The organism is Streptomyces huiliensis, from assembly GCF_020037025.1.
Taxonomy (GTDB): Bacteria; Actinomycetota; Actinomycetes; order Streptomycetales; family Streptomycetaceae; genus Streptomyces; species Streptomyces huiliensis.
In genome coordinates, this window is record NZ_JAIQLH010000109.1 from 1 (window position 1) to 12,341 (window position 12,341).

Annotated in this window: 8 protein-coding genes; 7 read left to right on the forward strand and 1 reads right to left on the reverse strand. The window is 73.1% G+C overall.

What is annotated here, in order from left to right:
• The first annotated feature begins 217 nt into the window (after positions 1-217).
• The 3 genes from JNW98_RS20030 to JNW98_RS20040 all read left to right on the forward strand — a co-directional run bounded on the left by JNW98_RS20030 (position 218) and on the right by JNW98_RS20040 (position 2,904).
• Positions 218-1,738, forward strand: coding sequence for a flavin-containing monooxygenase (locus JNW98_RS20030; protein WP_223769635.1), 1,521 nt, complete (start codon positions 218-220; stop codon positions 1,736-1,738).
• Positions 1,735-2,649, forward strand: a complete 915-nt coding sequence (locus tag JNW98_RS20035; protein WP_223769636.1) for an SDR family oxidoreductase — start codon at positions 1,735-1,737, stop codon at positions 2,647-2,649. The genes JNW98_RS20030 and JNW98_RS20035 overlap by 4 nt, the downstream gene beginning before the upstream one ends.
• Positions 2,650-2,727: 78 nt before the next feature.
• Positions 2,728-2,904: a hypothetical protein gene (locus JNW98_RS20040; protein WP_223769637.1), complete on the forward strand. Its 177-nt coding sequence runs from the start codon at positions 2,728-2,730 to the stop codon at positions 2,902-2,904.
• A 198-nt stretch (positions 2,905-3,102) separates the two neighbouring features.
• Here the strand turns inward: JNW98_RS20040 and JNW98_RS20045 are convergent, their stop codons facing one another.
• Positions 3,103-6,387 (reverse strand): S41 family peptidase, encoded by a 3,285-nt coding sequence (locus JNW98_RS20045; RefSeq protein WP_372459282.1) that lies wholly within the window; start codon positions 6,385-6,387, stop codon positions 3,103-3,105.
• Between the two features lie 164 nt (positions 6,388-6,551).
• Here JNW98_RS20045 and JNW98_RS20050 point away from each other — a divergent pair, with 164 nt between their 5' ends.
• The 4 genes from JNW98_RS20050 to JNW98_RS20065 all read left to right on the forward strand — a co-directional run.
• Entirely contained in the window at positions 6,552-7,151 is a 600-nt protein-coding gene (locus JNW98_RS20050) for a TetR/AcrR family transcriptional regulator (RefSeq protein ID WP_223769639.1), read from the forward strand.
• Between the two features lie 184 nt (positions 7,152-7,335).
• Positions 7,336-9,597 carry an MMPL family transporter gene (locus tag JNW98_RS20055; protein ID WP_223769640.1) on the forward strand — a complete coding sequence of 754 codons (2,262 nt, stop codon included), beginning with the start codon at positions 7,336-7,338 and terminating at the stop codon, positions 9,595-9,597.
• Positions 9,598-9,819: 222 nt separating this feature from the next.
• Positions 9,820-11,016, forward strand: a complete 1,197-nt coding sequence (locus JNW98_RS20060) for a MarP family serine protease (protein ID WP_223769641.1) — start codon at positions 9,820-9,822, stop codon at positions 11,014-11,016.
• Between the two features lie 321 nt (positions 11,017-11,337).
• Positions 11,338-12,341: energy-coupling factor ABC transporter permease (locus JNW98_RS20065; RefSeq protein ID WP_223769642.1), on the forward strand; the 1,004-nt coding region annotated here is incomplete at its 3' end.

The window sequence follows — 12,341 nt, forward strand, 5'->3', positions numbered from 1 at the left end:
CCCTGTCCCGCCCCTTCCCTTTTCTGGCAGGGGCTGCGCCCCCGCACCCTCGAAGCACGCCGCGCGCACTGTCTTCGAACGCCGGACGGGCTGGAGGGGGTGCGACCCGGGGTAACTTCCTTGTCCCGCACCCCTACCGCTCGGTACGAAGCGCCCCTACGCTCGCATCGTGCCAGCAATCACTGGCGCAATGCCGAGCGATCCGGGAGGCAGTGGCATGGCCGAGCACGTGCGCGTGGCGGTGATCGGATCCGGGTTCGGGGGACTGGGGGCGGCCATACGGCTCCGGCGGGAGGGGGTGACGGACTTCGTCGTTCTGGAACGGGCCGACGCCATCGGGGGGACCTGGCGGGACAACACCTATCCGGGCTGCGCCTGCGACGTCCCGTCGCACCTGTACTCGTTCTCCTTCGCGCCCAACCCCGAGTGGCCGCGCAACTTCTCCGGCCAGCCGCACATCCGGGCCTACCTGGAGCGCGTCGCCGACACCTTCGGGCTGCGGCCGCATCTGCGGCTGAACTCCGAGGTCAGAGCGGCCCGGTGGGACGGTGAGGGGATGCGGTGGGAGCTGGAGACCGCCTCCGGCGCGTACACCGCCGACCTCGTCGTCTCCGCCACCGGGCCGCTCTCCGACCCGCGGCTGCCGGACGTCCCCGGGCTCGACACGTTCCCCGGGCCGGTCTTCCACTCCGCCCGCTGGGACCACGGCACCGACCTGCGCGGCAAGCGCGTCGCGGTCGTCGGCACCGGCGCGTCGGCGATCCAGATCGTCCCCGGGATACAGCCGGACGTCGACCGGCTCACCCTCTTCCAGCGCTCCCCGGCCTGGGTCCTGCCCCGCGCGGACCGGCGGATCACGGGAGTGGAGCGGTGGCTGCACGGAAAGGTGCCGGCCACGCGCGCCGCCCGGCGCGGGATGCTGTGGGGGATACGGGAGTTGCAGGTGGGGGCGTTCACCAAGCGGCCCGACCGGCTCGGGCTGGTGGAGGCGGTCGCCAGGGCGCATCTGCGGCGCGCCGTGAAAGACCCGGACCTGCGCGCCCGGCTCACCCCCGACTACCGCATCGGCTGCAAGCGCATCCTGCTCTCCAACGACTACTACCCGGCGCTGACCAGGCCGAACGTCGACGTCGTGGCGTCGGGGCTGGCCGAGGTGCGCGGGTCCGAACTCGTCGCCGGCGACGGTACGCGCGCCGAGGCCGACGTGCTCGTCTTTGGCACCGGCTTCCGGGTGACCGACATGCCGATCGCCCAGCGGATCACCGGCGCGGACGGCACCACGCTCGCCGAGCAGTGGAAGGACGGCATGGCCGCGCTGCGCGGCACCACCGCCGCCGGGTTCCCCAACTTCCTCTTCATCATCGGGCCCAACACCGGTCTCGGGAACAGCTCGATGATCCTGATGATCGAGTCGCAGCTCAACTATCTCGCCGATTTCCTGCGGCAACTCGACGTACTCGGCGGGCGGACCGCGCTCGTCGCCCGGCCGTCCGCCGTCAACGCCTGGAACCGCGGCCTCCAGCGGCGGATGGAACGGACCGTGTGGAACACCGGGGGCTGCGACAGCTGGTACCTCGACTCCGAGGGGCGCAACACCACCGCCTGGCCCGGGACGACGGCCGAGTTCCGGCGGATCACCCGGCGGGTGGACCTCCAGGAGTACCAAGTGCTGCGGGAACCTCGGCGGCCTCGTACGGGCGTAGCGGCGGGGCGCGGTGAAGGGGTGGTGGCCCGATGAGCGCGGCGTACCGGAGGGACGCCCTCGCCGGGCAGGTCGCCGTCGTCACCGGCGCGGCCCGCGGGGTCGGCGAGCTGCTGGCCCGCAAGCTGTCGGCGCGCGGCGCGCGGCTCGCCCTCGTGGGGCTGGAGCCGGACGAACTGCGCCGGGTCGCCGGCACGTTGCGGACGGAAGCGGCCTGCTGGCATGCCGACGTCACCGACCAGGAGGCCATGGAGCAGGTGGCCCAGGAGGTCGGTGCGCGCTTCGGGCGGGTCGACGTCGTGGTCGCCAACGCCGGTGTGGCCGGCGGCGGTCCGCTGGACGGCTGCGACTTCGCGGTCTGGCGGCGGGTCGTGGAGGTGAATCTGATTGGGTCCGCTGTGACTGGGCGTGCTTTTCTTCCTCGTCTCGTCGAGAGTCGCGGGTATCTGTTGCAGATCGCGTCGTTCGCCGCCATCGCGCCCGCGCCGATGATGACCGCGTACTGCGCGTCCAAGGCGGGCGTCGAGGCGTACGCGCACGGGTTGCGCGCCGAGGTCGGCCACCGGGGCGTACGCGTCGGCGTCGGCTACCTGAGCTGGACGGACACCGACATGGTGCGCGGCGCCGACGAGCACGATGTGATGCGCGAGATGCGGAAGCGGCTGCCGTGGCCGGCGAACCGGACGTATCCGCTCGACCCCGCCGTCGAGCGGCTCGTGGCGGGGATCGAGCGGCGGTCGGCGCATGTGTACGCCCAGTGGTGGCTGCGCGGCGCCCAGCCCGTACGGGGGCTGCTGCCCGCGCTCACCGCCTTGGGGGCACGGCGCGAGATGCGGCGGTTCGGGCCGCGGCTCGCGTCGGCCGGGGCGCCGGGGCTGTTGGGGGCTGGTGGGGCTGCTGATGCTCGTCGTGGGGACGCGGGGAGAGTGAGTACGGAGCGTCACTGATCGAAATGCGGTGTTTGTCGGAGCGTGTGAGGCTGGTCCCGGTTCGATCGGTTTGATCTCTCCGAGGAGTGAACACCCATGGGCATGAAGGACCAGATGCAGGGCAAGGCCCAGCAGGCCAAGCAGAAGGCTCAGCAGGCCAAGGAGCAGGCTCAGCAGCGGGGGCAGCAGGCGCAGGATCGGGTGAAGGGCAAGCAGGAGCAGGGGCGGCAGGGGTCGCTCGACGACATTCGCGATGAGATTGACGATCGCTGACGTCGTGGGTTGAGCGGCGGGTCGTTGATCGGTTGAGTGGTTGAGCCGGTCCGGCTCGGTCGGGTGAGGGCGCGTCCTGGTTCCAGGGCGCGCCCTTTGGGGTTTTGTCCCCAGCCCCGCCCCGTCCCGTTTCTTGCAGGGGCGGGCCCCCGCACCCCCGAGCGCACCTGCGGTGCGCGTCCTCAAGCGCCGGACGGGCTAGCCGCGCGGCGGGAGGTCCGGGCGGGACCTGTCCGGTACGTCCGTGTAGTCCGGCGGAGTGGTCGCGCCGTGGCGTTCCAGGAGGTCCAGGGCCAGGCGGACCGCGTCGTCGAGTTGCTTGTGGCGGCCCTCGGCCCAGTCCAGGGGGGTGCGGTCGACCTCGACGTCCGGTTCCACGCCGTGGTTCTCGACGCCCCAGCCGTAGCCGTCGAACCAGGCGGCGTTCATCGGCACCGTGATCGCCGTCCCGTCGCCGAGCCGGTGCCGGCCGGTCATGCCGATGACGCCGCCCCAGGTGCGCAGGCCGACGACCGGCCCGATGCCCTGGAGCTTGAACGCGGCGGTGATCATGTCGCCGTCGGAGGACGTCATCTCGTCGGCGATGGCGACGATGGGGCCGCGCGGCGCGTTGGAGGCGTAGCTCACCGGCTGGGCGCCCCGCGTGAGGTCCCAGCCGATGATGGTCCGGGTGAGCTTCTCCACGACGAGTTCGCTGATGTTGCCGCCCGCGTTGCCGCGCACGTCCACGATGAGGGCGGGCCGGGACATCTCCATCCGCAGGTCGCGGTTGAACTGGGCCCAGCCGGAGCCGCCCATGTCGGGGATGTGCAGGTAGCCGCACTTGCCGCCGCTCAGCTCGCGGACGACCGCGCGGCGCTTGGCCACCCAGTCCTGGTAGCGCAGCGGGCGCTCGTCGACCAGCGGGACCACCGCCACCCGGCGGGACGGGCCCTCGCCCTCCGCCGGGGCGAAGGTGAGCTCGACGGTGGTGCCGCCGGCGGCGGCCAGCAGCGGGTACGGGCCGGTGACGGGGTCCACGGGACGGCCGTCGACGTGCGTGAGGACGGCACCCTCCCGGATGCCCGAACCGGCCAGCGGCGAACGGGCCTTGGAGTCGGACGAGTCGCCGGGCAGGATGCGGCGCACCGCCCAGCGGCCGTCCTTGAGGCGGACGAGGTTGGCGCCGAGCAGGCCGATGGCGCGCTGGTAGTGCGGCGGGCCCTCGTTGCGGCGGGAGCCGATGACGTAGGCGTGCGAGGTGCCGAGTTCGCCCATGACCTCGCGGAGCAGGTCGGCGAAGTCGTCGGGGGAGGCGACGCGTTCGACCAGCGGACGGTACTGCTCCAGGACGGCGTCCCAGTCGACGCCGCCCATGCCGGGCTCCCAGAAGTAGGCGCGGACGATCCGGCCCGCCTCCGCGTACGCCTGCCGCCACTCGGCGGCCGGGTCCACCTCGTGCAGGATGCGGCGCATGTCGATGTGGACGACGGAGTCGGGGTCCCCGGACTCGGTGGCGGGCGCGGCCCGCAGGTCGCCCTCGTCGTTGACGACGAGCCGCGTGCCGTCGCCGCTCACCTCGAACCAGTCGAGGGACGCGGTGAGTTCGGTGCGCTTGGCCTTGCACAGGTCGAAGTGTTCGAGCGTGGGGCGGCCGGAGGTGTCGGCGGGGTTGGCGAAGGTCTCGCCGAGCGCGCCCGAGATGGGCCAGCGCAGCCACACCAGGCCGCCACCGTGCACCGGCCGGAGGTGCGAGTACTTGGAGGCGGCCACCGGGAACGGCGTCACCCGGCTCTCCAGCCCCTCCGTCTCCACGGTCACCGGGCCCCCGGCCTCCGCGCCGGCCGTGTCGCTGACGTCCAGCCCGCCGCCGGCCGGCCGGCCCTCCGCCGTCAGCGCGAACGGCGACGGGGTCGCCGAGGACAGCGGGACGAGGTACGGGCGGCAGCCCAGCGGGAACGACAGGTCGCCGGTGTGCACGTCGTACACCGGGTCGAAGCCGCGCCAGGAGAGGAAGGCGAGGTAGCGGCCGTCGCGGGTGAAGACCGGCTGCTCGTCCTCGAAGCGGCCGTTGGTCACGTCCACGACCATCCGGTCGGAGAGGCGCGCGATTTTGATCTGCCGCAGCGAGCGGCCTACGCCGGGGTGGGACCAGGTCAGCCAGCCGGAGTCGGGGGAGAACGCCAGGTCGCGGACCGGGCCGTTGTCGGAGCGGACCAGTTCACTCACCTCGCCGTCGCCCTCCGGTGAGGTGTCCACCAGCAGCAGCCGGCCGTCGTGCGCGGCGATCGCCAGCCGCGAGCCGTCCGGCGACGACAGCGTCTCGTGCACCCGCCCGATCCGGCCCGCCGCCAGCCGCCGGTGCTCCGCCGAGCCCGCCGCGCTCGGCAGCCGGGCGATCTCGACGGCGTCCTCGCCCTCCGCGTCCGTGATGTACGCGACCCGGCCCGTCGAGCCGAGCATCTCGGGCAGCCGGACGCGGACGCCCGGGGTGTCGGCGATGGCCCGCGCCGGGCCGTCGCGGTGGGTCAGCCAGTAGAGGCTGCCGCGTACCTGGACGGCGCTGGCCCGGCCCGTGGTGTCGACGGCCAGCGCGTCGACGTGCGAGGCGGCCTGCACCTGGTACGTGCGCCGTCCGGCGCGCGGCCCGCCGAGCCGGAGGTCCAGCCGGCGCGGGACGGCGTCCGGGCCGAAGTCGTCCACCAGCCACAGGTCGCCCGCGCACTGGTAGACGACCCGGCTGCCGTCGGTGGAGGCGTGCCGGGCGTAGAAGTCGGCGTGGTCGGAGTGGCGGCGGAGGTCGGTGCCGTCCGGGCGGCAGGAGTAGAGGTTGGCGACGCCCTCGTGGTCGGAGAGGAACGCGATCCGGTCGCCGACGAACATCACCGCGTCCAGGTGGCCGTTCACCTCCGGCACCAGCCGTTTCTCCATCAGCCACAGCCGTCCCGTGGCCCCGCCCCGGTAGCGCTTCCAGGACGCCGGCTCGTGCGGCGGCTTGCCGGTGAGCAGCAGCGTCTCGCCGGGCGCGTCGCCGGGGCCGTGTCCGCCGCGCATCGCGATGTCGGACACCGGGCCCCAGGGCAGGCGGAGGCCGGGGCTGCCGTCGGTGGGCAGCCGGTAGGCCCAGGAGAAGTACGAGAAGGGCTGGCCGTGGGAGGAGACGGCGAGGATGTCGCTGCCGCCGCCGTCCCGGCCCGGCGGCGTCCAGCCGCAGACCCGGGCGTCCGTGCTGCCCCAGTAGGTCAGCCGGCGGGCCGGGCCGCCGTCGACGGGGACGAGGTGCACCTCGGGGTCGAGGCTGCGCCAGCTGGTGAAGGCGATCCGGGTGCCGTCGGGGGAGAACCGCGGGTGGCCCAGCCGGGTGCGGTCGACGGTCAGCCGCCACGCCCGGTCCTTGCCGCCTTCCGTCCCCGGCAGCGGGGACAGCCACAGGTCGTCCTCGGCGACGAAGCAGAGCAGATCACCGTGGAGATGGGGGTACCTCAGGTAGGCATCGCTCACCACTTCATGGTTTCCACCGTTCGGCCCACCGGCAACCCGGGCGGGCGCGGTCCGGCGCACGTGACGCACGCCACGTGCGAAACGGCGTCGTTTCGCTGAGGGGCGCCGTACGCTCGTACTGTACGAAACCGTTTCGTTCACTTGATGCCCGGCCACGGAGGTGTGCCATGCCGGAGGAACCCACTGCCCCGCCGGTGCGCCGCACCCGGCTCACGCCGGAACGGGAGGCGGAGCTCTACGAGGCCGTCCTCGCGATCCTGCGCGAGGTCGGCTACGAGGCCCTGACCATGGACGCCGTGGCGGCCCGCACCCGGGCCAGCAAGGCGACCCTCTACCGGCAGTGGAAGGGCAAGCCGGAGCTGGTCGCGAGCGCGCTGCGGCACACCAAGCCGATCACGGTCGCGGACATCGACACCGGGACCCTGCGCGGTGACCTGCTGGCCCTGACGGCCTGCGCGGACCCCGAGCAGATGGAACGGGACGCGGCCCTGATGCGGGGCCTCGGACACGCCGTCCACTGCAACCCCGACCTCCACCGCGCCCTGCGCGAACTGCTGATCGAACCCGAGAAGGCGGCGCTCCGGCTGCTGCTGGACCGGGCCGTGGAGCGCGGAGAGATCCCCGCGGACACCCCCGCGATGGAGTTCGTCGCGCACACCGTGCTCGGCGCCTTCATCACCCGCCCGCTGATCGAGGACCGGCCGGCGGACGCCGCCTACCTCGCCCGCTTCGTCGACGCCGTGGTGCTCCCCGCCCTCGGCCGCTGAGCCCCGGCTCGTATCCCCCACAGGCTCGTATCCCCCACGGGCTCATATCCCCCACACACCGCGGCCCCCACCGCGGACAACCTCATACCTCCCCACCGACCCACCTGGCGCGCCGCTCTCGTCGTCGGGCTGGTTCCCCACTGCCAGTTGCTCGTTCTCCGACCCGACGGGAGCCCATCTCCTCGTGGCCACCTTCCTCTACAAACTCGGCCGGCTCGCCTTCCGGCGCCGCTGGTACGTCGCCCTCACCTGGGTGCTGCTCCTGGGCCTCGCCGGCGCCGGGGCCGCCACCGCCTCCAAGTCCACCGACGACAGCTTCTCCATACCCGGCACGGAGGCGCAGACCGCCTTCGACCTGCTGGCCGAGCGCTACCCCGGCCAGAAGGCCGACGCCGCCTCCGCGCGCGTCGTCTTCCAGGCCCCCGACGGCCAGAAGATCACCGAGCCGAAGAACAAGGCCGCCGTCGAGAAGGTCGTCGGCGAGCTGACCGGCCCGCAGGTCGCGTCGGCCCCCAGCCCGTTCCAGGCGCACACCGTCAGCAAGGACGGCAGCACCGCGTACGTGCTGGTGACCTACAAGGAAGCCTCGAACAAGCTCACCGACGCCTCCCGCGACACCCTCGACGCGGCGCAGAAGCACGGGCAGGAGAGCGGACTCACCGTCGAGATGGGCGGCAGCGCCCTGCAGAAGATGCCCGAGACCGGGTCCACCGAGATCATCGGCATCATCGTCTCCGCGGTCGTCCTGGTGATCACCTTCGGTTCGCTGGTCGCGGCCGGACTCCCGCTGCTCACCGCGCTCATCGGGGTGGGCATCGGCGTCTCGTCCATCGCCGCGCTCGGGTCCGTGCTGGGCCTCTCCGGCAACACCTCGACGCTCGCCATGATGATCGGCCTCGCGGTCGGCATCGACTACGCGCTGTTCATCGTCTCCCGCTACCGGGCCGAGCTCGCCGAGGGCCGGGAACGGGAGGAAGCCGCGGGCCGCGCGGTCGGAACCGCCGGTTCCGCGGTGGTCTTCGCCGGCCTCACCGTCGTCATCGCCCTCGTCGGCCTCGCGGTCGTCAACATCCCCATGCTCACCAAGATGGGCATGGCCGCGGCCGGCACGGTGGTCATCGCCGTCCTCGTCGCGCTCACCTTCATCCCCGCGCTGCTGGGCTTCGCCGGCCGCCAGGTGCTGGCCCGCAAGGTCCGCAAGGCCAGGACCGCGGACGAGGGCAGTGCCGCGGAGAAGCCCAACATGGGCACCCGCTGGGCCCGCTTCGTGCTGCGCCGCCCGGTGTGGGTGCTGGTGGCCGGCATCGTCGGCCTCGGCGCGCTCGCCGCGCCCGCCGCGTCGCTCCAGCTCGGTCTGCCGGACGACAGCTCGCAGCCGGTGAAGACCACGCAGCGCAAGGCGTACGACATGATCGCCGAGGGCTTCGGCCCCGGCTACAACGGGCCGCTGATGGTCGTCGTGGACGCCAAGGGCGCCAAGGACCCGAAGCAGGCGGCCCAGACCGTCGCCAAGACGGTCGGCGGGCTGGCCGACGTGGCCGCGGTCACGCCGCCGATGCCCAACAAGGGCGGCGACACGGCGATGTTCACCGTCGTCCCCAACTCCAAGCCGAGCGGTGAGAAGACCGAGGACCTGGTCCACGCGATCCGCGGCAAGGGCGCCTCGCTGAAGGCGGAGACCGGCGCGACCGTGCTGGTCACCGGCACGACGGCGATGAACATCGACGTCTCGCAGAAGCTGAACGACGCGCTGCTGCCTTACCTGGCGCTGGTCGTCGGCCTCGCCTTCCTGCTGCTGATCGTGGTCTTCCGGTCGGTGCTCGTGCCGCTCAAGGCGGCCCTGGGCTTCCTGCTCTCCGTCGTGGCGGCGCTCGGCGCGGTCGTGGCCGTCTTCCAGTGGGGCTGGCTCAGCGGGGTGTTCGGCGTCGAGGAGACCGGCCCGATCATGAGCATGATGCCGATCTTCATGGTCGGCGTGGTCTTCGGCCTGGCCATGGACTACGAGGTCTTCCTCGTGACCCGGATGCGGGAGGCGTTCGTCCACGGCGAGAGCCCGGACGAGGCCGTGGTGACCGGCTTCCGGCACGGCGCGCGGGTGGTCACGGCCGCCGCGGTCATCATGATCAGCGTCTTCGCCGGGTTCATCGGCTCCTCCGAGTCGATGATCAAGATGATCGGCTTCGGCCTCGCCATCGCCGTGTTCTTCGACGCGTTCATCGTCCGCATGGCCATCGTCCCGGCGGTCCTCGCGCTGCTCGGCAAGGCCGCCTGGTGGCTGCCGCGCTGGCTGGACAAGGCCCTGCCGAACGTGGACGTGGAGGGGGAGGGGCTGCAGAAGCAGCTGGCCTCGGAGTCCGCGCCCGAGGACGAGTCCGCGCCCGCGGACAAGGCGGACCGGGCCGGTGACCCCGACCCGGACGCCGACCCGCGACTGACGCGCGTCTGACCCTCGACTGACCCGCGTCTTACGTCCGTATACGGCGCCCCGGGCCCGTCCTTCCGCCACGGCGGGGGGACGGGCCCGTTCCCGTTGTGGAGATTCCCGCCGGACGTGGCGAAGCCCACGCCGGGGAACCGTTCATGCGGGAACGCGCGTTTTCCCTAATCCACGGGGGCATGCGACCGTGGCCGCGGTCGGGGGCGCGGGTGAAGGGAAAGGGCTCCACTGGTGAACCTGCTCGATGTGCTTCTGCTCCTGGTCGTCCTCGGCTACGCCGTCTCCGGCTTCCGGCGCGGCCTCGTCGCGAGCGCCGTCCTGCTCGCCGGCTTCCTGGGCGGCGCCGTCCTCGGCGTCTGGGTGCTGCCCTCGATCGTCGGCCACTTCGAACCCGGCTCGTCGTCCGCCGCCGTGGTGGCCGTCCTCGTCGTCCTCGTCCCGGCCGTGCTCGGACACGCCCTGGCCGGGCGGCTCGCCTGGAGCCTGCGCAGGCGGCTGACCTGGGCGCCGGTGCGCGGTGTGGACGGCGCGGGGGGCGCGGTCGTCAACTCGCTGGCCGTGCTGCTGGTGGCCTGGGTCGCCGCCAGCGTCTTCGTCTCGGCCAACTCCACCCTGCTGACCGGCCAGATACGTGATTCCCGGGTGCTCGGCGCGGTCCAGGACGCCATGCCGGAACAGGCCCCGACCTGGTTCAGCCGGACCACCGACGCCCTCACCGGCGCCGGCTTCCCCCAGGTCTTCAACCCGTTCGAGAACGAGCCCGCCACCAGCGTCGCCAAGCCCTCCGGCGACGCCGTCACCGTCGCCGCCAACCGCGCCGCCCGGACGTCCGTCGTGAAGGTCGAGGGCGTCGCCGACGTCGACGGCGGGCGGCGCGGCCAGGAGGGCAGCGGCTTCGTCTACGCCGCCCAGCACGTGATGACCAACGCGCACGTCGTCGCCGGCGTCACCGACCCGACCGTCCGCGTCGGCGGCGTCGGACGTCCGCACCGGGCCAAGGTCGTCCTCTTCGACCCCGAGACGGACGTCGCCGTCCTCGACGTGCCCGGGCTGGACGCGCCGGTGCTGCCCTTCGACAAGAGCGCCAAGCGGGGCGACGCCGCGGTCGTCGCGGGCTTCCCGGAGAACGGGGGGCTCGACCTGCGGGCGGCGACCGTCGCCAACGAGCTGCGGGCCAAGGGGCAGGACATCTACGGGGACGGCCTGGCCACCCGGCAGGTGTATTCCGTGCGCTCGACCGTTCGGCCCGGCAACTCGGGCGGGCCGCTGCTTACTCCTTCGGGGAAGGTGTACGGGGTGGTGTTCGCTCGGTCCACGGCGAACGCGGAGACGGGTTATGTGCTCACCGCTGCCCAGGTCGCTGAGGACGCGAGGCTGGGGGCTACGGCTACTCGGGCGGTGAGCACGGGTAGCAGGGCGGCGCTGTAGGGGGAGGTGCCCCGGTCCCGCCCTTTCGCCGTTTCCTGGGGCTGCGCCCCAGACCCCCCTTTCGCGGCTGCGCCGCTCGTCCTCAAACGCCGGACGGGCTGAATCAGCCCGTCCGGCGTTTGAGGACAACCGCGCGGAGCGCGGTTTCGGGGGTCCGGGGGGCTTGCCCCCGGGAAGCGGCGAAGGGGAGGGACCGGGGCACAGCACCCCGCAGGGGGCGCGCAAGCGCGCGCCGCACGCTCTTGCGAGAGCTTCGCAACGCGCCCATCATGCGAGCGGTTCACCCCTACACGATCGGCACGGACCGAAAGTGGGCGCCCCATGCACGTACCGGACGGATACATCGACCCACCCGTCTCCCTCGCCGCGGGAGTCGCCGCGGCCACCGCCGTGGCACTGGCGCTGCGCGGCGCGCGCCGGGAGCAGGAAGCGGGTGCCGCGCCCCTCGCCGGCCTGGTCGCGGCGTTCGTGTTCGCCGTGCAGATGCTGAACTTCCCGGTCGCCGCGGGCACCAGCGGCCACCTGCTGGGCGGCGTCCTCGCGGCGGTCCTCGCCGGGCCGTGGACGGGGTTGCTGTGCATAACGGTGGTCCTGCTGGCCCAGGCGTTCCTCTTCGCGGACGGCGGCCTCACCGCGCTCGGCGTCAACATCACCGACATGGCGGTGGTCACCACGGTCGTCGGTTACGCGGTGTTCCGCGGGCTGCTGGCGGTGCTGCCGCGCGGGCCGCGCGCGGTGACGTTCGCGTCGTTCGGCGCGGCGCTGGTCTCGGTCCCGGCCGCGGCCTGCGCGTTCACCCTCTTCTACGCGCTCGGCGGGACGACGGACGTACCGGTGGGCACGGTGTTCGCGGCCATGACGGGGGTGCACGCGCTGATCGGCGTGGGCGAGGCGGTGATCACGGCGATGACGGTGAGCGCGGTCATGGCCGTCCGCCCCGACCTCGTCCACGGCGCCCGCGCCGCGACCCGCGCCCCGGCGGAATCACCACGCGCCCCGGCCGCATCCACGCGCGCCCCCCGCCCGCGGCGCCGCTTCGCTCTCGCCGCCATGGCCGTCACGGCCGTGCTCGCCGGCGGCGTCAGCTACTACGCCGCGAGCACGCCCGACGGGCTGGAGAAGGTCGCCCGGGACAAGGGCCTCGACCGCGAGGAGCGGGCGCACGCCGTCGAGGACTCGCCGCTGGCCGACTACCGGGTGAAGGACGTCGCCGACGAGCGCGCGTCCGGCGCCCTCGCCGGCGTCCTCGGCGCCGGCGTCACCCTGGCGGCCGGCACGGGCGTCCTCGTCGTGCTGCGCCGCCGCCGGGCCCGGCCGGCCGCGCC

What these genes read in the sequence shown, in the direction of transcription:
- JNW98_RS20030 (WP_223769635.1), top strand. Translation starts at nt 218, where the DNA reads ATGGCCGAGCACGTGCGCGTGGCGGTGATCGGATCCGGGTTCGGGGGA.
- JNW98_RS20035 (WP_223769636.1), top strand. Translation starts at nt 1,735, where the DNA reads ATGAGCGCGGCGTACCGGAGGGACGCCCTCGCCGGGCAGGTCGCCGTC.
- JNW98_RS20040 (WP_223769637.1), top strand. Translation starts at nt 2,728, where the DNA reads ATGGGCATGAAGGACCAGATGCAGGGCAAGGCCCAGCAGGCCAAGCAG.
- JNW98_RS20050 (WP_223769639.1), top strand. Translation starts at nt 6,552, where the DNA reads ATGCCGGAGGAACCCACTGCCCCGCCGGTGCGCCGCACCCGGCTCACG.